The 21262-nt window shown below is 58.1% G+C and carries 19 protein-coding genes; 15 read left to right on the top strand and 4 right to left on the bottom strand.

Annotation, left to right across the window (positions count from 1 at the left end; translation table 11 throughout):
- Positions 1–2: 2 nt before the first annotated feature.
- The 5 genes from P3T24_RS11175 (at position 3) to P3T24_RS11155 (ending at position 6802) form a co-directional block, all read left to right on the top strand.
- Positions 3–1169, top strand: coding sequence for a hypothetical protein (locus tag P3T24_RS11175; RefSeq protein WP_429405875.1), 1167 nt, complete (start codon positions 3–5; stop codon positions 1167–1169).
- Positions 1166–2008, top strand: a complete 843-nt coding sequence (locus P3T24_RS11170) for a glycosyltransferase family 2 protein (RefSeq protein ID WP_429405873.1) — start codon at positions 1166–1168, stop codon at positions 2006–2008. Before P3T24_RS11175 ends, P3T24_RS11170 begins: the two co-directional genes overlap by 4 nt.
- Before the next feature lie 182 nt (positions 2009–2190).
- Positions 2191–3051 (top strand): glycosyltransferase family 4 protein, encoded by an 861-nt coding sequence (locus P3T24_RS11165; protein WP_429405871.1) that lies wholly within the window; start codon positions 2191–2193, stop codon positions 3049–3051.
- Positions 3052–3097: 46 nt separating this feature from the next.
- A complete protein-coding gene (locus tag P3T24_RS11160) occupies positions 3098–3925 on the top strand; it encodes a glycosyltransferase family 2 protein (protein ID WP_429405869.1) in 828 nt (275 codons plus the stop codon).
- Between the two features lie 6 nt (positions 3926–3931).
- Positions 3932–6802 (top strand): DUF4838 domain-containing protein, encoded by a 2871-nt coding sequence (locus P3T24_RS11155; protein ID WP_429434542.1) that lies wholly within the window; start codon positions 3932–3934, stop codon positions 6800–6802.
- Positions 6803–6823: 21 nt separating this feature from the next.
- On the opposite strand, the gene P3T24_RS11150 is transcribed toward P3T24_RS11155, so the two are convergent.
- Entirely contained in the window at positions 6824–8311 is a 1488-nt protein-coding gene (locus P3T24_RS11150) for a lipopolysaccharide biosynthesis protein (RefSeq protein ID WP_429434539.1), read from the bottom strand.
- Between the two features lie 67 nt (positions 8312–8378).
- Positions 8379–9290 (bottom strand): glycosyltransferase family 2 protein, encoded by a 912-nt coding sequence (locus tag P3T24_RS11145; RefSeq protein ID WP_429405864.1) that lies wholly within the window; start codon positions 9288–9290, stop codon positions 8379–8381.
- 410 nt (positions 9291–9700) lie between these two features.
- On the opposite strand from P3T24_RS11145, the gene P3T24_RS11140 reads away from it, so the two are divergent.
- Complete coding sequence (locus P3T24_RS11140) at positions 9701–10534, top strand: hypothetical protein (RefSeq protein WP_429405863.1); 834 nt, start codon at positions 9701–9703, stop codon at positions 10532–10534.
- Positions 10535–10558: 24 nt separating this feature from the next.
- On the top strand, positions 10559–11179 hold the full coding sequence (locus P3T24_RS11135) for a class I SAM-dependent methyltransferase (RefSeq protein WP_429434537.1): 621 nt from the start codon (positions 10559–10561) through the stop codon (positions 11177–11179).
- A gap of 74 nt (positions 11180–11253) precedes the next feature.
- Here P3T24_RS11135 and P3T24_RS11130 read toward each other — a convergent pair whose 3' ends face one another.
- On the bottom strand, positions 11254–12174 hold the full coding sequence (locus P3T24_RS11130; protein WP_429405859.1) for a beta-1,6-N-acetylglucosaminyltransferase: 921 nt from the start codon (positions 12172–12174) through the stop codon (positions 11254–11256).
- Between the two features lie 624 nt (positions 12175–12798).
- On the opposite strand from P3T24_RS11130, the gene P3T24_RS11125 reads away from it, so the two are divergent.
- The 3 genes from P3T24_RS11125 (at position 12799) to P3T24_RS11115 (ending at position 16466) form a co-directional block, all read left to right on the top strand.
- Positions 12799–15219, top strand: coding sequence for a YjbH domain-containing protein (locus P3T24_RS11125; RefSeq protein ID WP_429435291.1), 2421 nt, complete (start codon positions 12799–12801; stop codon positions 15217–15219).
- A gap of 224 nt (positions 15220–15443) precedes the next feature.
- On the top strand, positions 15444–15932 hold the full coding sequence (locus P3T24_RS11120; protein ID WP_429405857.1) for a hypothetical protein: 489 nt from the start codon (positions 15444–15446) through the stop codon (positions 15930–15932).
- 69 nt (positions 15933–16001) lie between these two features.
- Entirely contained in the window at positions 16002–16466 is a 465-nt protein-coding gene (locus P3T24_RS11115) for a hypothetical protein (RefSeq protein ID WP_074266689.1), read from the top strand.
- A gap of 31 nt (positions 16467–16497) precedes the next feature.
- Here P3T24_RS11115 and P3T24_RS11110 read toward each other — a convergent pair whose 3' ends face one another.
- Positions 16498–17898, bottom strand: a complete 1401-nt coding sequence (locus P3T24_RS11110) for a GntP family permease (protein WP_074266688.1) — start codon at positions 17896–17898, stop codon at positions 16498–16500.
- 175 nt (positions 17899–18073) lie between these two features.
- Here P3T24_RS11110 and P3T24_RS11105 point away from each other — a divergent pair, with 175 nt between their 5' ends.
- From P3T24_RS11105 to fae, 5 genes are all read left to right on the top strand, one after another.
- Positions 18074–18610, top strand: a complete 537-nt coding sequence (locus tag P3T24_RS11105; protein WP_429434534.1) for a BON domain-containing protein — start codon at positions 18074–18076, stop codon at positions 18608–18610.
- A 65-nt stretch (positions 18611–18675) separates the two neighbouring features.
- Complete coding sequence (locus tag P3T24_RS11100; RefSeq protein WP_429434532.1) at positions 18676–18978, top strand: hypothetical protein; 303 nt, start codon at positions 18676–18678, stop codon at positions 18976–18978.
- Between the two features lie 382 nt (positions 18979–19360).
- Complete coding sequence (locus P3T24_RS11095; RefSeq protein ID WP_429434529.1) at positions 19361–19588, top strand: hypothetical protein; 228 nt, start codon at positions 19361–19363, stop codon at positions 19586–19588.
- Positions 19589–19779: 191 nt separating this feature from the next.
- Positions 19780–20070 carry an H-NS family nucleoid-associated regulatory protein gene (locus tag P3T24_RS11090; protein WP_429405850.1) on the top strand — a complete coding sequence of 97 codons (291 nt, stop codon included), beginning with the start codon at positions 19780–19782 and terminating at the stop codon, positions 20068–20070.
- Between the two features lie 652 nt (positions 20071–20722).
- On the top strand, positions 20723–21247 hold the full coding sequence (gene fae, locus P3T24_RS11085; protein WP_429289148.1) for a formaldehyde-activating enzyme: 525 nt from the start codon (positions 20723–20725) through the stop codon (positions 21245–21247).
- The last annotated feature ends 15 nt before the right edge of the window (positions 21248–21262 follow it).

Raw genomic sequence — 21262 nt, 5'->3', positions numbered from 1 at the left:
ACATGCCGCGACGACTCATCAACATCCAGTTGGTGCTGGGACTGTCGCTGTTGTCAGTGCAGTTCGTGCTGATCGGCGGTGCGCAGCCAGGTCAGCTGTGGGCCGTTGCGCTGATACCGCTACTCGTCATGAGGAAGGCGATTCGCGTCAAAGGTCACGAGATGCTGGCGTACTTTCTGTTCATTGGCGTCGCGCTCCTGCTCACTGCACTGAGTGGCTATCCGCGTATCAAGGCGGCAGAGCAGATTGCGAAGTTCGTGGTGGTCTATCCCGTGTTTTATCTCGTCGGCCGCGCTTTTGGCAGGCACTATCTTCGCAACAAATTGCCGTTCGGTTACATCGCGCTATTCATGTTCCTGGCATACCAGGTTGCACTTCAAAAGCTGAACATTCCGATTCTGTATAAGACCGTGGATTTCATGCAGGACGCTTTGCATGGTTCGTTCAAGGAGAAAAACTGGCTGGCCACGTTTTTCTTTCTTTGCAGCTATGCATTGTTCCTCCAGTCGAAGCGCGGGAAAGCCGATGCTCTGTGGTTCATTGTGCTGAGTGCAGTCGTCGCGTTACTCAGCGAGTCCAAGACCGAACTGATCCCTTGTGCAATCGTCCTGATGACGCAGATCAAGGGCCGCACCGCGCTAAAGATGGCGGCAATTGCTGCAGGTGCGGCGCTTTACTATTTCCGCTTCCACAATGCGCTCTCAGGCGATCAACTGAACGTTCGGCTGGAACAGGAGCGCGGTCTCGCTTTCATGATGAGCGTCGCGCTGGTCGTTAAAGACTGGACGGGTTACGGCTTCGGTTTCGTAGAAAGTTACTTCGCCTCGTCGCCGGTCAGTGTGATCGGGCTGGGTGCAGGGACGAATTCGATCTTTTGCGCGCCACTCGACCTGATGCTGATCGCAGGCGTACCGGGCGTGATTCTATGGCTGGTGTTCTTTTGCGGAGCCGGACATGGCTGGCGGACCATGTTGTGCCTGGCACCCGTCGCGGCCTGGTCGCTCGTGAACCCCATGCATCAAAGCGAGATGGTGTACCTGTTTTGTGGCTATCTGGTGTCCTGGGGGAGCGGTGTCTTCGTCCCACGCGAAACCGCTACGTTTACCGACGCCTCGTACTTATTCCCTCATCACGCACGTTCACGTCAATTCCGCGGGGGACGCGTATGAAATTCTCTCTCGTGATGGCCACGCTCGGCCGCAGCGTCGAAGTCGAGCGTCTGTTCGTCTCGCTAGCGGAGCAGTCGTGCCGCGATTTCGAACTGATCGTGGTTGACCAGAATCCGGACGATCGTGTGAAAGCGATCGTGAACCGCTTTCGCGAGCAGATGGATATTGTTTATCTGCGCTCTGAAAAGGGCTTGTCACGCGCTCGCAATGTGGGTCTTGGGGCCGTCCGCGGGGAGATCATCGCCTTCCCGGACGACGACTGCTGGTATGCCCGGGATGTGCTTTCCTTTGTCGCCACGAGGCTTGACGAGGACAGAAGCCTGGGTGGTATCACAGGCTGCAGCGTGGATCACACTGGCAGGTTGTCACAAGGACGCTGGGCGAATCAGACGACGCTGGTTGACCGCTTTAACGTCTGGACCAGCGCGACGTCTTATACGATTTTCCTGCGTGCACAGGCCGTCGCGGCGGCTGGCAGGTTCGACGAAAGACTGGGCGTGGGATCGGGCTCGCCGTGGGGCGCCGGCGAGGAAGTCAATTTTCTGTTGGGTGTTTTGCGCGCGGGCATTGCCGTTCGGTACGACCCGGCTTTGCGCATAGCGCATCCGGAACCGCTGCAGAGCTTCGATGAAAGGAGTTTCACGCGCGGGCGCTTGTACAACCGGGGCTTTGGCCGTGTGCTCGGATTGAATGGCTATCCGTGGCATTTCGTCCTGTACCTGCTTGCAAGGCCGATGGCAGGGTGTCTGCTTGCGCTGTTCGATGGAGATGTCGCGCGCGCCCGCTACTACTGGATTGCCTCAACGCAGCGCATGCTCGGCTGGGCCGACAGGGGATGAAAATGACCTCTACCTCGCTGAGCGTGCCTTCACGTCGTACCTACACTGTCTATGCGGACCTGCGTTGGCCGGCGCAGACGGGTATCGGCAATGTAATGACTGCGTGTCTCGAACGGGCGCCTGGTGAAGCGACGATCGAATCGCTGGATGTGCAGGGCGCAATTGGCAGTCCGCTTTCACCCATGTCGATCTCGAAGGCGCTGTTGAGCAGACGCACAGGCGGCGTATTTTGGAGTCCCGGCTTTGTACCGCCTGCGTGGGCCGGCTTGCCTTCCGTGGTGACCGTGCACGACTTGACGCATCGGCATTTCTATTCACGGTGGCACCGAACCTACTACGACGTGCTGTTGCGTCGCATGTATCGGCGCTGCGCAGCGATCGTGTGCGGCACGGATTGCGCTCGCAATGAATTTCTCGCGTGGTCCGGGATCGACGCCCGGCGGGTGCACGTGGTTCCAAACGGTGTGGGTGAGGCCTACACACGCAATACTCTGACGCTCGATTTTCCCTACCCCTATGTGCTTTATCCAGGTAACCGGCGCAACTACAAAAACCTTGACCGTCTAATGACGGCCTACGCGCAATCGACGTTGCCTGAGAAGGGCGTCCACCTCGTGCTGACCGGTAACGCTGACCAAAACCTCAGCGGGCTTGCAGAAAAGCTGTCCATACAGCCATTTGTGAAATTTATCGGAAAGGTCGCCGATGAAGACATGCCGCGCTTGTATCGGGGCTCGCTCTTCGTCGCTTTCATATCGCTATACGAGGGATTCGGACTGCCAATTGTCGAGGCAATGGCGTCGCGCGTCCCCGTTTTGACCTCCACGGTGTCAGCGATGCCGGAGGTTGCGGGCAACGCAGCATTACTTGTGAATCCTTTGAGTGTTCCGGACATCAGGACGGCAATGAACCGTCTGGCGGATGAACCTGCCTTGCGCGAGGACCTCGTTGGCGCAGGTGTCGAAAGAGCGAAGCGGTTTAGTTGGGACGAGACGGCCGCTGGTCATTGGAGCATCGTCGAAGGCGTGTCTCAAGCAGCGTAAAGACTGCTTGCTGCGCTTGTACTGGTTGTTCAAATCCGGGGGGAGTATGAGCATTCAAGTTCGCTTGAACGTCGTGATCGTGAATTTCCGGACACCGGATCTCACGTTGAATTGCATCAATTCTGTTCTTGCGCTAAGGATCGCGCAGCCTGAAGACGTGGTGGTAGTCGAAAACGCTTCGCCCGACGATTCATATCAGCGACTACGTGCGCAATTGCCTGCCGGCGTTCGTCTGGTCCGTTCGTCCCTGAATCGCGGTTTTGGAGCTGGTGTAAATCTTGGCGTTGTGGCGGGCATGCACGAGTACGTGCTCGTTTTGAATCCCGACACCTACTTCGTCGACGCGAGTCTGCAAAGAGCGCTCGATGTGCTGGCAGCGGCACCGGCGATTGGTCTCGTGGGACTTGATCTCACCAATCCGGATGGCACACGCCAGTACTCGGCGAGGCGCTTTTATAGCATGCTCGATATCGTAGGGCGGCGTACGTCGCTCGGAAGATCGGGAATATTGCGCGAGCGCATCAAGAGGCACCTTATGGTGGACGCCTGGGCGCCAGGTGTTCCGTTTGACGCCGACTGGGTGATGGGCACGGGCTTCGTCGTGCGGCGCTCAATTTTCGAAGAGTTGAGTGGCATGGACGAGGCTTACTTTCTTTATATGGAAGATGTCGATCTGTGCGCACGCGTGTGGCATTCAGGTTATCGCGTGGTGTGCGTACCAGGGGCGCGTCTTGTGCATGAACATCAACGCCAGTCAGCGGGTGGATTGATGAATCGTGCTAGCCGCTATCATCTGCAAAGCCTGCTTCGATTCCGCAATAAATTCCGGGTGCCGTTGACCTTTCCGCCAGGTATCAACGGTATCGGCAGGTAGAGGGGCATGGCCGCGACCCGGATCACGCTCCTTCGTATTGCCGGATATCTCGCTTACCTTCTGCTCGCAGCGTACTGTCTGGCAGTTAATGCAGCCGAAGAGTCCTTGTTGATCAACGGGGACTTCTCAGCAGGACGTAGCGGGTGGTGGGGCGACGCGGCGAAAGTCGTCAGGCAGTCGGATGTCGGTGACGCACTGGAACTAGCGGGCGGCTTCGTTGCGCAGGATCGCATTGCCGTCAAAGGAGGATTGCGCTACCGGATCCAGTTGCGGCTCCGTACTGTCGACGCACCGTCAGGCTCCGCCTTTGTCCAGGTCAGCTTCAGAGGGCCAAACGTAGATACGGGCTGGCGCGGTGTCGAGCGTATCGCGCAACCATGGGGATTTGAAGCCGCAGTAATCGTGGATCGCGAAGCGAGCGGTCCGTGGACAAACTACGACGTGGTCGTGCAGGCACCGCCGCAAGCAACTCAGATACTGCTTTATCTACGCAAGGTGAAAGGGACTGCGGGCGTTGTGCAATTTGCTCAGGTTAGTCTCACAGCCACCGATGAACCCGTCACGACGGCGGCCGCGATACAGGCGGCGCAAACGCGTACAAGCTTTTCTCGGGCACCGTTCCCCGACGCGGACCGCGAAGCGGCACTCGCAGCAGTGATCCGTTCGGGCGGTGCGCCCGCCAGGCAGTTGCAGTTGGCGGGAGATGGCGCGACGCGTTACCACATCCATGTTGGCGCGGATGCAGATGCGATCACGCTGCATGCGGCAAGCGAACTGGCTGACTATCTTAAGCAGATCACCGGTGCAGATTTCTCAGCTATTTCGGATGACAACGCACCGCAACCTGGACCGCTGATCGTAATCGGTCGCTCCAATCGACTCACGGAACCGCTATGTCCGCTTGCTGACCTCGACACGTTAGGAGACGACGGCTTCGTTCTGTGTACGTCAGGCAGAAATCTGGTCATAGCAGGCAACACATCGCGCGGCACCATGTATGGCGTCAACTGGTTTCTTGATCGAATGTTGGGCGTCAAATGGCTGGCGCCCGATGCGATCTACGTGCCCAGGCAGACCACGTTGAACATGGCTGCGCCACATGAAAGACAGATACCGCGTTTTGCCTATCGCGAAGTCTTGAGCAGCGAAGGTCAGGACAAGGCATTTCGAGCCCACAATCTGCTCGCCGGCGAATCGCATGGTCCCTCGTTTTCGGCATCGCCAGCCGGCATTGACGACTGGGACCACAGCTGGCTCGCGAAAGGCGGTGATGCATCGTTCTGGGAATTGTTGCCGCGCGAGCGTTATGCAAAGGAGCACCCGGAGTGGTATGCCGGCGGTCAGGTCGCGATGATGAACCCGGCGGTGCGCAAAGTGCTGGCAGCGAATATTGTCGCGAGAATGCAGCGTTTGCCCGATTACACCAAAGTCTGGTTCGGTCTGCACGATATGGATTGGGGTTGGGACATGGACCCCGCGAGTAAAGCGTTCGCGGATCTTCATGGTGGCAATCCGTCTGCTCCGCTGTTGGACATGGTGATGGACGTCGCTGCGCAGGTGCGCGAGGTCCTGCCCGGCGCCAGATTCGCGTTCGACGCTTATCACTGGGGCTTTGCTCCGCCAACCGGGATGTCGGTCCCGGACTATGTTCTGGTCTATCCGATGACGATTCAGGTGGACTACAGCACACCGCTCGATTCGGGACGCAACGTTGAGCTTGGCAAAGGCCTGGCGGGGTGGAACGCCATTTCCCAGCATATGTTCGTGTGGGATCACGTCACCAACTTCGGAGGTTCGATACAGCCGACGCCGAACATTTACCCGATCGGCGCAAGCATTCGATGGCTTGCGACGCTAAAGCACGTCACGGGTTATTTTGCGGAGGGGAGCTGGTTCACTCCGGGTGCGGAGTTCGCGAGTCTGCGGGTATGGCTGATCGCGCGGTTGTTGTGGGATCCCTCGCAGGATGTTCATGCTTTGGTGGCGCAGTATTGTCGCGACTATTTCGGGGACGCGGGTCCGTATGTCCTCGACTATATCGACCTGATGCATCGCGCGAACGCGACGAGTGGCGACGTGCTGGCAGAGGAGACCCCGGTTGCCATGAAGATGTACACGCGCGAATTCGTTGTGCGGGCGGATCGGCTTTTAGCTCAGGCCGAACGAGCTGTCTCCGGAAATCCGTTGCTGATCGAGCGGGTGCGGCAAGCGCGCATGCCGCTCGATTTCGTCATTCTGGTGCGTCGTAACGAGTATGAGTCGAGCTCCGCTGGCGACACGTGGCAACTCGATTATTCAAACCGCCTTGCACGGTTCAAGCAAGCCGTGCGCAGTAGCCGTCTTGTGAGATTCCGGCAAGGGGGAAATTTGCAGCAGCTCGACCAGTTGCTGAGCGTCGAGCGTAGCGTGGCAGTGAGGCCCGCGTTGGCAGTCGGTCTTGCCGATTCGGATTGGCGAGACTTTCAGGACTTGAGCCTGGATCTCTATGACTCTGCGCATATCGTTGCCGATGCAACGGCGAGCGATGGCGCCGCGTCGTGCATGCGAGGCAATTCATCGATCTGGGCGGTTCAGTTCAAGTTCGACAATTTGCCACGCGAAGGACTTTGGGATCTCTACGTCAGCATACGGGTCAATACCGCACCGCGGGCAAATAGTCAGGGCGGAGTGCGAGTGGGATCGTACCCGCCTATGACGCTTTTCTCCTATGTGCCCGGCGCAGCGCTCGAAGAAAGTGACTACCACGAGATTCGTGTGCCGGGCGGCCCTTTCGCCTACGGTACCGATCACGACCGTGGAGTGTACGTTCAAGCCGCGAATCTCGGCTCAAACGATCAGGTGTGCGTCGATCGCGTGTTTGCCATACGTCATCGATAACCGCGGTGCGCGCGCCGAAGTCTAAAGCCCCACAGCGGAGCCGGAACTCTGTCGGGTCCTTTTGTTGAATCGCGGCGCCATTGCCTTTCGCAAGAAATCGAGGTCTCCGGTAAAGTTGATCAGCAACCAGTACGAGCCCGCCACAGCCAGAACCTTAACGCCTAGTAGCCATAGCGACGTTGTCTCGCCGAGGGTGTGGTTCATTTTTACTGCCGCAGATGCGGCGAGTAGCAGCAACACGCCAGCAATGCAGCCTGCCGAAGGCTGGAACAATTCGTAGACGGTGCGTTTGAATCCCAACCGCGCAAGAACGAAAAAGGTCACCGTTGTGTTGGCCATGAAGCTTGCCACCAGAAGCCAGGACAGCAACTTCAGATTACCCGACCACGCGCCTATCACGATCGCGGGGATCGAGGTAAGCGTCGAAAGTGTTCCGGAGAGGGAAAGCAGGTCCGTGCGGCCAATGGACTGGAAAATTGCTCCGCTCGATGCCAGAACGACCTGCACGCTGATCGAAAGGCTCAGGATCGCGAACACGTCAACGGCAGCTGTCCATTTACTCCCGTAAAACAGGTAAATGATGTCGCGCGAACATAGGAACGAGACCACTCCGACGAAGCCGCCGGCAATCACCAGCAAGCGAATGACCTTCTGATACGAAGCGAAGATCGACCGCATGTCCTGCTGTTGAGCGGCGTAGATTGGCTGGAGCGCAGGACCAATGACATGGGTCAGATTGTAAATCGGCATTAGCATGAGCCGATACGACATGTCGTAAATTCCAAGCGTGGCGGCGCCCATGATTCTACCGATGAAGATCTTGTCCAGATTGCGCGTGAAATAGTTGATCAGATTGAACAGGAACTGATAGCCCGAGTACGAGTAGAGCTGCCGCATGCCAGCAAAGCTGGGTCTGATGAATGGATTGAACTTGCAGCGTGCTACACACAGGCCGAACATCAATACAGAGAAGGCGGTGCTTTTCAAAATCAGTGCGAAAACGCCGGCGTGGTGAAAGGCCGCAACTACCGCGAGAATGCCCGACAAGACAGCGGAGGTCACTTCAACGGAAACGATGGCTTTGAACCGCTGCGCTCTCCTTAGCATCGCAAGGGGAACGATGACCCAGCATGAGAGGGCGATGGTCGGACCCAGAGCAAGCGCAATGCGCATGTATTCCGGGTCGCGGTAGAAGCGCGCAATCAAGGGGCCGCAGCCGGCAAAAAGGATGGCAACGACTGTGCCCACCAGGACAGTGAACCAGAAAAGCCCCGCTACTTGCGGCGCTTTCAGATCCTGGAACTGAACCACGGCCGGGCCCAACCCCATCTCGCTGATAAAGGAGACGAAGGTCACAAGGACCGCGACGGCTGCCACGACGCCGAAGTCGGCCGGATTGAGCATTCGCGCAAGTACCGCAGTCACCGCGATCTGAATCACAATGTTGCTATACCGTCCGACGAAGTTGACTGCAACGCTTTTTCGAATTTCGTAGTTGACGTTCGACATTCCTGGTTCTGCCCCGTGTGGCTCAATGTTTGAAAGGCGCGGTTCAATGCCTTGGTCTGAGAATCCACTAGCTGCCAAGCGTGTCGGCGGTCCGGGCGGAGACAGCAGCGTAACGATTGCGCAGTCGGGAGTAGAAGGATTGCGGGAGCAGAAGTTGGGCAAGCTTGCGCGCTAGCGCGGGCAACTGGAACGAACCGGCTAGCAGGGCGAGTTCCCAAACGGAGAGCTTCACTTGTGGGTAGTCGCAAAGCGCGCCGAGGATGCGGGCACTTTCTCTCAAGGAGTACGGTCCGTGTTTCATCCTGAAGCGCTTGAGTCCATAACGGATAACGAAGCCGGGTTGCGTAGAGATTCGATCCGATGTGCTTTTCAAATCCAGCACATAAGATGAATTGCCGCAGTTGATGAACTGCCCATACATTTTTGCCATGCGTAGCCACAGATCCCAGTCTTGCCAGCATGGCATCGAACTGTCGAAGAGACCCGCGCCGATCAGATGGTCGCGTGGCGCAAAGGCCTGATTTCCAACGGCGTTGTGAATCTTGAGCTTGTCGCGATCAGCTCGTTGAGGCGATGCAGTTCGATCCAGGCGGCTTGTCCGAAGAACCTGAATGCCGTCGAATAGGGCCGCGATGCGGGCCTCCGCCCCGCTCAGCGCGTGCCATCTTTGAACGAAAGTCTGTATCCGGTCGGGTTCGAAATAGTCATCGTCATCGAGGCCTGTCACAAAGTGTCCACTTGCCGCCTTGATGGCCAGGTTCCTGGCAATGCAAGCCCCTACGCTAACCGGCATGAAAACAGGTAGTACGCGCGATGTTTTGCTTAGCGCCTCCAGGTAGTCGCGAGTACCGTCGGTCGAGTTGTCATCCACCACCACGATTTCGATGCTGGGATACGACTGGCTTAGAACGGAATCGATGGCGCGCTTTAAGAGCTCAATCCGATTTTTGGTGGGTATATAGACGCTCACCAACGGCATGGGTCGGCTTGTTTGCATGGCAGGCGTGATTCCCCGAAATTTCGATAGTTATTTTGCGCCTCGTCGCCCCATGCGATTGGCGGGCACGATGGATATCTGAAATGCGAGGTCGCGTGATCAATCACGATTAAGCGAGAAGCGTGCCATCGGAATTGAGTCTCCAGGACGATGCTTTGTGTTGCCGTTTTAGCCTATGTCTTGATAGCCCGGACGTAACATCCCGCGATGTTACGGGTACACCACGCTTCTGACTCAAGGGTTCCTGCCATTCGTCCAGCGCTGCCGCGAGCGCGGCTACTGGCACGCTTATAGCTTTAGTGGTTACGTTCCCCACCGGCGCCGTGAGCACTGCTATGTGCAGTGTCGATGAGGATCGGTTCGCTATCACTACGCTCATCTGGTTACTTGATATGAAAAAAATCGCCGGCCACGACAACCCTCACGTGAGGGTTCATGCATTCATCATCAGCTGGAAAGGGATGCAGCGCCGCGCAAGTGACATAGCCGATGCGGTGTTTGAATTTGCCGACGATGTAACGGTGATTTACTCAAACGAAGACGATTCGATCGAAACCGGAAAGGGACATTGGATTCAAGTCCCAAACGAATGGTTTTATGGAAAGAAGTTCGAGGAATGTCTTCGTCGGCATACCTCCGGGGTGATGCTGCAAATCCAGGCGGATGCCAGCTCTCGCGATTGGAGGGCCGTAGTTGAGAAATGCCGAAAGACATACCGGACGCAGCCCAACGTCGGTGTATGGGCACCGAACGTCGACTTTAATGCGTGGGGGACGGAGCGGGTTTCAATCAGGCGCGTCGATAGCGCCGAAACGGTTGCGGTCGCCAATACGGATGGGGTGGTTTGGAGTATGTCGGAGTCTGTGGTCCGCCGTTTGAGCGAACTTGCCTACGACGTCAACAATATGGGTTGGGGCGTCGAATGGGCAGCTATCGCTTACTCGATGGCTAACAACCTGCTGGTGCTGCGCGACCTGTCGATTACGATCCTGCATCCGAAAGGATCGGGGTATGGGCGGCACACAGCAGGTGTACAGATGGATGCGTTCTTTGCGCAGTTGACAGTGCAAGAGTCCATTCAGCTGGACGTGTTGAGGAAATATTGTCATCCAGATGGGTTGCTGCATAACGCCACGGCGAAGGGGCTGCTAAGAGCGCTCGCGAAGAAGATGGTTCGTTACCCTCATTCGCTGGCATCAAAGTTCGGCATCCTGCAGCGGACCTGACATGAATAAAAGCAGCGAGGATCAATGAAACAGGTTAGCCGCTCACACTATGCTTTTGGCCAATACATGGATAAGAGGCGCTGGAGCAGCGTATGGCATCAACTTGATGAAATAATCAAGCTCGCCCCAGAACATGTACTCGAGATCGGGCCTGGAACCGGAGTATTCAAAAACACCGCGTCTGTTTTCGGTCTGAAGGTCGAGACCGTCGATCTCGATCCGGAGCTCATGCCTGACTACGTCGGTTCGGCAACAGCGCTGCCGTTCGCGGACAAGACGTACGACGTCGTCTGCGCCTTCCAGATGCTCGAACATCTGCCTTACACGGATGCACTGGCCGCATTCCGAGAAATGGTACGCGTCACCCGCAAGAATGTCGTGATCAGTCTTCCGGACTCCAAAGCAGTCTGGCCTTATTCCTTTCAGCTTCCGAAGGTTGGGATCATCAACTTTTTGCTTCCCAAGCCGTTTTCGGCTCCACGGGCGCATGAATTCGATGGTGAGCACTATTGGGAAGTCAATAAGCGCGATTATTCGTTAGAGAAAATCGTTGCCGATTTCTCGAAGATTTGCGGTCTCAGCAAGACCTATCGCGTGCACGACAATCCGTATCACCGGTTTTTCATCTTCGAATCGCGGCGATGACCACGGAGTGGAGTAGCGACAAGCTGAGTCCGGCCGGGAGACCGTTGGCGCGGCTACGGCCAGGCTTGACCGGATCAGATCTCTGCAGCAGCGAGGGCCTGCGCCGCCAGTTGCACGTCGAGAAGCTCCAGTAATGCGCTGGACCGCGGTCCGAATTTTCGGGCAAAGAACGCAGGTCGTTGTGGACCATACCCGTCCTCGCGAACGAACCCTCGCACCAGATCTTCGAGATGTATCCCGGTCAGTTCCGCTGGATAGGGTGGAGCAGCTTTATCCCAGTCCGTGTAGTGCAGGTTAGGGCGGCAGTCTTTGTCCAGGCCGCACTGGCGCAAGATGGTTTGAAAGAAAAACTCGTCAGCAAAGCTGGTGCGCGCGCAATAGCGGACAAAGTCCGGCCGTTGGTCGATGAAGTTCAGGATCGCCGTGACGGTGCTTTTCTTCAGCGCGAACCAGGACGAACCCGCCAGAAAGTCGGGTTCCTCGAAGCCCCATGGCAGTTTGCGGCGCGCTCCTACAAGCCGGTTCGCGAGTCGGAAGAAAAGATTGGCGTAGCGGCTCATCGAGGCGCCAAGTCCTGCGTTGCGTCCACCGCCTCGTTCGAGATACGGAATCACCACGCGATCGATCGATTTTCCCAGGCGCCCAAACTCCGTCAGGTTGATGCAGTCTTGTTGATGCTTCGACAAAAACGCCGCGAGTTCCGAAATCGGCCTGAGTGGGTAGTCGGCACCGCTAAGGAGAATGAAATAGTCGTGCGCTTCACACTTTGCAGCGGTGCGAATCAGTTCCAGGGTCGCCTCGACCTGTGAGAAGCCCGCCCATTGCACGTCAAATCTTTTAGCGGTTAGTACCGCATCGTTGCGCAGGTGCGGGAGCGTTGCAACTTTGGCGTCAATGTGCAGATAGCAAGTCGAATCGCGAGTTTTTAGTGTGCCTAACAGTCGATCAAGGTGGGCGAACTGGTGGTGCGCGACGATCATGAAAGCGATGTTCAACGTTTAGCCTTTCTGAAAAGAGGCAATGCTAAATGCGGTGGCGGTGACTGCCGACAGATAGCGAGCCGGTGAACGGGTTCAGCGAGATCTATGCCAAGGACGTCGGCGATGGTTACGACAACATCATCGACAGCGGATCGCGCGGGAGGCTGCTGGAAGCACTCACGGAGTGAAGTCATGTTCCCTGCGTGTTACCGCCTGTAACGGGGAACGTTACGTAATGCACGACCCGTTTCGAACTCGTTCGCATCGCCACGCCGCGTCTAAAGAGCCGGCTCTTTCCTCAGGGCATGGCACCGACGCGCGTTCGTCCACCAAACGACGCGCGGTGTCGCCTATGTAATTTTTGGCACATTAGTTGCTCTCGAATGACGCGGTGCACAAGCACCACCAATAAAAAACAGGGACGGCGATGGACGACCTCTTGAAGGCGCGGCTTGGCAACGGGGAAGTGAGGAGGGGCGGTACGCCCTTCTGCAAGACGCCAGGCGAGGGGTAAACGCCAGCGTTGATTGCGTTGATGCTCGCCATGTCGACCGGGGTTTGATGACAGTGCGGGTTGTCTGCCATTTTTCCTACCGTTCTATTCATAGAAAAGCGCCCATGAGCGCCACGACTAAAACCATGCTTAAACGATTGTGCGCTCTACCAGCAGTCACTCGGGGGCCTAAGACCATTGCGCTTGGCGCAGCATTGGCGTTTTCGACAGCCGCCTGGTCGGCAGACCCGACGCTCAACGCGCTAGGCCAAAGCGGCGGACTGATGATTCCATACGGTTTTGTCTTGCCTACGGGCACTGTCGAAGCTCAATACAACAACTATATCGACCCGCGCTACGGAAATGTGGCGACGGGCAGCCAGGTCTACTGGGGCGCCGTCGGGCTATTGCCTTATGTCGAAGTCTCCGGTGGCCTCGCGAATTATCCGGGTGACGTGCACGCGCCGTTTTCCGGAGCCGACCATTTCGTTCTACGGCATCTGATGGGCGATCTGAAGGTGGAAGTACCTCAGTTCTTCCAGTATCAGCCGGCCATTGCATTTGGCATGACGGACGTCGGTGGCCAGACGCATTTTTTTCGCTCGAAATACGGCGTCGTTTCTCAGGAACTCGGTCCCGCTACGCTCACACTCGGCTATGGCCAGGGTGACCGGCTCGATGGCCTGTTCGGCGGCGCGGAACTGTCGGTATGGCACACGGGGGTCTCGTTGCTTGCCGAAGACGACTCGAAAACCCCGTATGCCGGCGTACGCTATCACTCGCCGGAGATACGCTGGCTCGCCGATGCGAGCATCGTCGGCACGGTCATGCGTTCGATGCGGAGTACTGATGGTGTAACGCCAAGAACTTCGGTATCGATTGCTATCCAGATTCCGTTGGGCAAGCGTTTCGATGCGCCGCGTTGCCACAGTGGCTTGTGTGACGAGTCGACGGCGGCTCCGATCGATGTCAACGCCAACGCCAACGCCGACGCGGGTCAGGCAGAGACACCTCACACCAGGATGCTCACCGGCCTGCCACCGATTCTGGCGTCAACGACCCCGGCCAGTCCTCTCGACACCACACCGATCAACTATGTACCTGAACTCGCATCGCCGGGGCTCCTCGTTGCTGAAGACGCCGCGACGGCCGGGACGTCGGCTTCGCCCAGCTTGCCCGACGCGCTCGATGCGAATGCGCTGGACATGATCAAACAGCGGCTGATCGCGGCAGGGCTCGAACGCGTGCGTGTCGGGGTCGCTGGACGCGACCTTATCGTCGAGTACGAAAATCACCGTTACAACCAGAACGAGGCTGATGCGCTAGGGATTGTCCTCGGAGTTGCCAGTTCCAGCGCGCCACGCGACATCCAGCGCATCCGCGTCATCATCAAGAAGGCTGACCAGCCGCTGGGCGAGGTGAGTGTCGAGCGCGATGCCTATGCCCGGTTTATGGCCGGTGGTCCAGCTTTAGCCGCGGGGGCGACGCTCACGATGAGCATGCACCCGACCTACAACTCCTCCGCGGTGGCGTGGTCCGGCAATGAGAGTCCGCACGGTCTGAGTCGCATCCAGATCTTGCCCGTGACGCGATATCTGTACGGCACCGAGTACGGCAACTTCGATTATTCGGTCGGGGCCGACGTGCAGGGGTTCGTTCCTCTCTGGCGAGGCGCTGAACTGTACGCGAGCGTCATTGCGCCGCTCTTCAACAGCGAGAACCTGGATAACGGTCATGTCTATAGCGATTACCGCCTGCGCGGCGGTCTCGCATCGGCAGCTTTGGCTCAAAGCTTCTGGATAGTGCCGGGCGTGTTCAACGTCGCAGCGATCGGGAAGTTCGATTTCGATTACGTAGGTGTGGAGAACGAAACAACGGCGTTTGTACCGGGCCGCCCGGACGTCGTTCGTTTGCTGCTCGCGGGGTTGCATCACGAACCAGGTAACGACACCGTTCCAACCGAGAAGAATGCGGTGCTGACGTATCGCTGGGTCGAGCCGGACTGGAACGTCTGGGTTGAGGCGGGCGTGGCGCGTTATGTGGGCGGGGACAAGGGGCCGTTGGTCACGTTTACGCGCTGGTTCGACGACGTCTCGTTCAGTGTCCACGCAGAGCATAGCGGCCTTGGCAGCTTTGTGGGCGCCACCGTGAGTTTCCCGCTGACTCCGCGTCAAGGCATGAAACCTGGCATCACGCAGTTGTATGGCGACGAGAGCTTTGGGCTCGACTTCCGCACGCGTGCAGGTTCCACCAATTATCTGCCAGGCAATGCGGCTGAGAACGTCACGTTCGCTTATGGCGCACAACAGTATCTGTTGAATCAAGGCCGCTTCAGCGGCGAGTACTTCTCGACACAGCTTTACCGCATGCGTGACGCCTATCTGCGTTACGCGCAACCCGCCGAAGGGACACACGAACCCGGCGGGCCAAGCCCGGCTGCGAGTGTGTCACAGACAGCGCGCTTACGGTGCGCTGCCGGCATGACTGACGATCCCTCACACGAAACAGCAGACCAAGAACCTGGTTCTGTCAATTGTGCATTACCTTTTCCTGGAGAGAATGAATGAAACTTCTTAACGCTTCAATGCGGCGCACGTTGCAATTCGGGTCTGTAGCTTTCCTAACCAGTACGATCGTGGCGTGCGGCGGTGGAGGATCTAGCGGGAACCCTCCGTCTGGCACGGTTGGCGGCACGGCAGCGATCGGGGCAGCGTTGGCCAATGCAACGGTCAAGCTAACGTGCAAGAACGGTTCGGGAAACACCACCACGGACGCGAATGGTGCATATTCCGTGACTTTCAGCTTTGACGGACCTTGCGCGATTACCGCATCCAGCGGCGCTGTGACGGTTGACTCGTTTGCTTCGGGGGCCGGGACATTCAACGTGACGCCGTTGACCGAATTGCTCCTCGACTACATTGCGGCGGAGCAAGGCACGACGTTGTCGGCGTTACTCGCCGGTATTTCGAGCAATTCATCGTTTCAGGGTGCGTTGACCAACAGCGCTTTGATCGCAAGCGCGGAAACTGCGGTTGTGCAGATACTGGAGCAAACGTATGGCATTTCGCTCTCGACTACATCGTTTTTGACGGCGTCGTTCACACCGGGTCAGCCGGGTATCGACTCGGAGCTCGATGCTTTGCAGGCTGCAGGCGCAATCAATAGCGACGGATCTCCGTCCGCCACCCTGGTGGCGTCGGTGACGGCGGCAGGTGCAGCGGTGGGTAAAGGCGCTAGCGGCGGTACGACGCCGACGGGTGGAACCGGAAGCAGTACCTGAACGCAGGACGGCGCAGCCGCATCGACATCTTCAGCAAGCTAATCGTCCTTCTGGAGTTTGACTGGCCTGATGAATACCATTCTTGTGATCTGCACAGCCAATGTCTGCTGTGGCCCGATGGCGCAGGGGCTGCTTACCCGCGCGCTACCGGGTACGCAGGTGCTGTCCGGAGGGTTGTTTGTCGTGGAGGGAGCGTCGCCGAACGGCGAGGCCGTGGATTTGATGGACTCCGAGGGCCTCGATATTCGACATCACCGTGCTCACGCCGTCACCCCGTGGATGATCGATGCGGCGACTTTTATTCTCGTGATGACCTCGCGGCAGAAACTCACGATTGAGCGCCGTTTTCCACCAGCGTACGGCAAGACCTTTCGTCTGCTGGAGGAAGGCGACGTGCCGGAACCTTGCATGAACGGTCGTGCTCATCACGCCGCAGCCTTGCTCGACATCCGTGAGGGTGCGGAGCGCTGGGCGTGGCATATGTCGAGGTTGAAGATGGAGGCGGCTTATCTGGAGGCGATCTATGACGTATGAAGATTGGCGAATGAGGATCGCCTGAGACTACTCAAACCAGCCCCGTGGTGTAGTACACCGCGATCACAAAGAACACAGCCAGGGTCTTGATGATCGTCACCGCGAAAATCTCGCGGTACGACTCGCGGTGCGTCAATCCCGTCACGGCCAGCAGCGTGATCACCGCGCCGTTGTGCGGCAGCGTATCCATCCCGCCGCTCGCCATCGCCACCACCCGGTGCAGCACTTCCATCGGAATATGCGCCGCGTTCGCCGCGCTGATGAAGGTATCCGACATGGCGGCGAGCGCGATGCTCATACCGCCCGATGCCGAACCGGTAATCCCCGCGAGCGAGCTGACCGACACGGCGGCATTGACGAGCGGGTTCGGAATGCTCTTGAGCAAATCGCTTACGACCAGAAAGCCGGGCAACGCCGCGATCACACCGCCAAAGCCATATTCCGACGCCGTATTGAGCGAGGCCAGCAGCGCGCCCGCGACGGCTGCCTTGGTGCCGGAGGCGAAGCGCTCGCGCATGCGGGGAAACGCGGTCAGCATGACCATCACGATGCCGAGCAGCAGCGCGCCTTCCACAGCCCAGATCCCGACGACGGCCTTGATCGATGTCGTGACAGGCGCATGAATGCCGGGCAGCACTTCCGGCGCAATCGTATATGAGGCGCCGTACCAGTCCGGGATCAGCTTGGTGAGCGCGAAGTTCGCCACACCTACCAGCACGAGCGGCGCCACGGCCAGCAGCGGATTCGGCAGTTGTTTCGATTCGACGCGTTCCGGCTCATTGACGAGCGACGTGCCATAGCCCTCACCCTTCGCCATCGCAGCACGCCGGCGCCATTCCAGATAGGTCAGCCCGACGACGATGATGAACACCGAGCCGATCGTGCCGAGCACCGGGGCGGCCCACGAGGTCGTCTTGAAGAAGGTGGTCGGGATGATGTTCTGGATTTGCGGAGTGCCCGGCAGCGAATCCATCGTGAAGGAGAATGCGCCCAGTGCGATCGCCCCCGGCATCAGGCGCTTCGGAATATTGCTCTGGCGATAGAGTTCGGCCGCGAACGGATACACCGCGAACACGACGACAAACAGCGAGACGCCGCCGTAGGTGAGCAGCGCGCAGACCGCGACGATCACCGCATTGGCGCGCGAGCGGCCGATATAGCGGATCGCGGCGGCGACGATCGACTCGGAGAAGCCCGACAGTTCGATGACTTTGCCGAACACGGCGCCGAGCATGAATACCGGAAAGTACAGCTTCACGAAGCCGACCATCTTGTCCATGAAGATGCCGGAAAACACTGGCGCGACCGCCGATGGATCGGTCAGCAGGACGGCGCCGAGGGCGGCGATTGGCGCGACGAGAATCACGCTGTAGCCGCGATATGCGGCGAGCATCAGGAACGCCAGGGCGGCGAGGACGATGACAAAGGACATTGAGTCTCCGAAAGCTGGGTTGTTCTACTTGTACCGACGCGACCGATTGTACCGAATCGTCTCAATGGAGCACCAGGACGCGTCACTTCTCTTGTGTCGGCGCGTGCGGCCCGGCAACATGCGGGAATTGCGCAATATGAGCGCTAGAGCGATCTCGAAGCAGTCGGGAGGTGCGATGAAGACCTGGCCTGTCGCTACATTGCTATTCCTGTTTGGCAGTTCGCTGCATGCGCAGCAGAGCGACCTCAAGAACTGGTACAACGATCCGTTCTTCACCCTCTCGCAGGGCTTTGCCGATTGTCCGGTGCCGCTCGGGCCGCTGATGACGCACGCGCAGATGGAAAGCGATGCGCACTACCGGGTCGAGCGCGGGACAACCTGCTGGCTTGCACATAAATGTTCGAAGCCGAACTCGTACCTGTACGACGCACCGATCGCCGACGCGATTCACGCGCGTTTCACGGATCCCCACGCGTTCGACGGCACGAGTATCTGGATCATGGTGCAGCGTCGCTTTGTCTACGTTGACGGCTGCGCGCCGCGCTCGTTCGATCGTCACGCGCTGCAACAGGAGCTCGAAGCAATTCCCGATGTCGAGCAGGTTTTCATGCGTATCGGCGCGGATCCCCACGGGCCGCTTCCCTACAAGACGCTTGCTGCGCCTGACGATCCGGCGAATGGCCATGCCGACGAAGACACGGCTCCCAAGTGACGCAGTGCAGCGTGCGCATGGCACAATCGCTGGGTCAAAGAATTAGAAAGGGACCGGGGTTCTCAATGAAACGCAGCTACTCATTTTCTGCTCGAATGGAACATGTAATCCGCGTGAAACTTGCGGCGCTTGGCGCGGCTTCCGGGTTCGCCTTGCTTGCGGCGCTGGCCGGTTGCAGCAGCAGTCCGCCGCTGTTCCTGCCTGACGGCCGGCCCACTACGCTGGTCCAGTGTCCGGAGGGCTCCGATTCGTGTACGCAGCAGGCGCGCGCCAGTTGCGGCGGCCAGTTCGACGTGGTGCGTCAGTCGAATGACGAGGGCACGCACAGCCTGATCTACGCGTGTCCTGCGAAGTCGGGCGTTCAGTAGCGAGTGGTTCGCCCGGAAGATGCTGGGCGAATTGCAGCGGCAAGCGCGGTGTAAGGGGCTCGGGCGGCGCCCAGGCCGCAGCGTCTCTTTCTGCCGCGCGTCGATCCGGACCACCCACTCCGCTTCATAAATGCGGCGCGCAAAGCGATCGTATTGACCTCGGCTTAATTCCCTATATCGCGGCGTTCAGGATGCGATGCCATGAGCGCTTTGCGAATCCATGAATGCTTTCCCCCGAAGAATCAGGAATACATAAGCGACTTTATCGCCGCTATTCCTCTTTTCCTTACGATCTATTGCCTCGTTGCTTGATCGATAGGTCTCGACGGCACGCTTCATGCTTTAAGGTCGGATAGTGCCTGGGAATATCGGGGGAGACGTAATGAATCACCATCAATTAGAAAAAGACATTCAGCATCTCGAACACGTGATTACGCGGATTTCCGCCGCTGACCGTATTCCGCTATCGTATTGGCGCAACCGGCTCAAGTCGGTATCGGACGCGGCATTGGTGCCGTCGCTGGCGAGCCGCGTCAGACGGCTCCATGTGGCACTGAGCGCGCTCGAGGCGCGAGAAGGATTAGCGCTCGCGTCAGCCGATGTGCGGTAACGTTGTTGCCGACGATGACTTAACGTTACGTATCATTCATGCCGGATGGCGCTCGGGCGATTGCCGCGTTGCTGACTCAGGATACGTTTCACACGCATCTAATCCGAAAACGGACAGGAGATGCTACCCGGCACTTTTTAGGTCTGATAGGGTCACACTGCAGTTATCCAACCGACTGGAGGCGATTCTTCATGGCCACTTACAAACAATTGACTGCGCAGCTCGAAAAACTTCATAAGGAAGTCGCGGTTGCTCGCGAAAAAGAAATTGAGCAGGCGATTGCTGATATCAAGCAGAAGATTGTGGAATACGGCATTACCGCAGAGGAACTTGGCTTTTCGAGCAAACGTTCAACGCCGAAAAAGGCACCTTTACCACCGAAGTACCGCAATCCGAAGACGGGCGAAACCTGGAGTGGCCGTGGGCGTTCGCCGGCCTGGCTGGCGGGTAAGAATCGCGAACGCTTCCTGATCTCCGAGTGAAGTGATGCGGCGGTGAGAATTTTTCGCACCGCCGCGGTGGTCCCGAAAACTCTCACCTTTGCGTTTGGTCGCAGCCACTGATTCCGCGGATGACTGCATTTTGCGTTTCGCTGCCGTGGGCTTTTGCGAGCCGTTTTTGTCTGATGCTCGCGGTGCGATTGCGCAAGCCTCGATCGAGTTGACGTTTGCGTCGACGCCGTCGTTGTGAAGTCGGAACACCTTGTCTGACAAGGCTTTGCGCGATTTGTCCATCGCACTTTCTGCGGTGAATGAGTGATGTCCGATGCGCTCTTTTGCTCTCCTCACTTCGTTTCGAACTACTCCCACATCCAAAACGTTCGGTGCATGCGCAATGAGGTTGGCCGTCACCTCAAGCGGTCTTTTTGCGGTTTGCTGTGCAGGTCCCGAAAACCCTCACCTTAAGGAATGGGGAAGAATGTCGGGACCTTGACGACGCGCCACGAGACCGCGCGTAAATTGCAGTCTGTCTAGCAGCGTAACGGGCGATACACGTCGGCTCACGTCTGGCCAGCGGGCAGGTATACCCGGAGTTGAGCGCGTCTCATACCCCAGATCAAAAAACATCGATTCATGGTCGCTCATCTCGAATAGCACAATCCGCTCATCCACCTAACCCTTGATGGGAACAGACATGAGCGTAACGACAGAAAAGCAACTTTTTATCGGCGAGGGCTTCGAAGGCCCGGGCGTGAATCTCGCGCACATCAACGTTCTGGTCGGCCCGCGTAATGGCCCGGCAGGCCAGGCGTTCGCCACCGCGCTGTCGACGCCGTCTGCGGGTCACGCGCCGTTCGTCGTCATTGCCCGTCCGGGTATCCCGACCAAGCCGCTCACGTTATATGTGAACAAGGCGCAGATCGACAGCGACTTCCATGGCAACGCCACCTGGGGTGCTTCGCAAGCGGGTATCGCCAAGGCCGTGGCTGAATCGCTCGAGAACGGCACGCTGCCGCCGGAAGCGGAAAACGATTGGGTTGTCGTGTCGGCGAACTGGGTCAACCCGAAGACCGACGATCTCGACGCCGTGTTCGAGAACAACTACCGCGCCTGCAAGAACGCGATCCTCGCTGCGATGAAGGGTCTGCCGCATCGCGACGAAGTATTTGCCGCCGCGCGCGAAGTGTCGAACCCGTTCTATACGCCGAAGCAACGCTAAAAACGCTAACTGGCG

The sequence above is a fragment of the Paraburkholderia sp. GAS33 genome (assembly GCF_050436645.1).
GTDB classification, from domain to species: Bacteria; Pseudomonadota; Gammaproteobacteria; order Burkholderiales; family Burkholderiaceae; genus Paraburkholderia; species Paraburkholderia phenazinium_B.
The sequence above is the reverse complement of the archived record's forward strand: the minus strand, read 5'-3'. Positions and strand labels throughout refer to the sequence as shown.

Bases quoted from the DNA above. Each gene is read 5' to 3' on its own strand.
- P3T24_RS11160 (WP_429405869.1), top strand. From the start codon at position 3,098: ATGAGCATTCAAGTTCGCTTGAACGTCGTGATCGTGAATTTCCGGACA.
- P3T24_RS11155 (WP_429434542.1), top strand. From the start codon at position 3,932: ATGGCCGCGACCCGGATCACGCTCCTTCGTATTGCCGGATATCTCGCT.
- P3T24_RS11175 (WP_429405875.1), top strand. From the start codon at position 3: ATGCCGCGACGACTCATCAACATCCAGTTGGTGCTGGGACTGTCGCTG.
- P3T24_RS11150 (WP_429434539.1), bottom strand. From the start codon at position 8,311: ATGTCGAACGTCAACTACGAAATTCGAAAAAGCGTTGCAGTCAACTTC.
- P3T24_RS11100 (WP_429434532.1), top strand. From the start codon at position 18,676: ATGAAACGCAGCTACTCATTTTCTGCTCGAATGGAACATGTAATCCGC.
- P3T24_RS11095 (WP_429434529.1), top strand. From the start codon at position 19,361: ATGAATCACCATCAATTAGAAAAAGACATTCAGCATCTCGAACACGTG.
- P3T24_RS11135 (WP_429434537.1), top strand. From the start codon at position 10,559: ATGAAACAGGTTAGCCGCTCACACTATGCTTTTGGCCAATACATGGAT.
- fae (WP_429289148.1), top strand. From the start codon at position 20,723: ATGAGCGTAACGACAGAAAAGCAACTTTTTATCGGCGAGGGCTTCGAA.
- P3T24_RS11165 (WP_429405871.1), top strand. From the start codon at position 2,191: ATGTCGATCTCGAAGGCGCTGTTGAGCAGACGCACAGGCGGCGTATTT.
- P3T24_RS11110 (WP_074266688.1), bottom strand. From the start codon at position 17,898: ATGTCCTTTGTCATCGTCCTCGCCGCCCTGGCGTTCCTGATGCTCGCC.
- P3T24_RS11140 (WP_429405863.1), top strand. From the start codon at position 9,701: ATGAAAAAAATCGCCGGCCACGACAACCCTCACGTGAGGGTTCATGCA.
- P3T24_RS11125 (WP_429435291.1), top strand. From the start codon at position 12,799: ATGCTTAAACGATTGTGCGCTCTACCAGCAGTCACTCGGGGGCCTAAG.
- P3T24_RS11145 (WP_429405864.1), bottom strand. From the start codon at position 9,290: ATGCCGTTGGTGAGCGTCTATATACCCACCAAAAATCGGATTGAGCTC.
- P3T24_RS11170 (WP_429405873.1), top strand. From the start codon at position 1,166: ATGAAATTCTCTCTCGTGATGGCCACGCTCGGCCGCAGCGTCGAAGTC.
- P3T24_RS11105 (WP_429434534.1), top strand. From the start codon at position 18,074: ATGAAGACCTGGCCTGTCGCTACATTGCTATTCCTGTTTGGCAGTTCG.
- P3T24_RS11115 (WP_074266689.1), top strand. From the start codon at position 16,002: ATGAATACCATTCTTGTGATCTGCACAGCCAATGTCTGCTGTGGCCCG.
- P3T24_RS11090 (WP_429405850.1), top strand. From the start codon at position 19,780: ATGGCCACTTACAAACAATTGACTGCGCAGCTCGAAAAACTTCATAAG.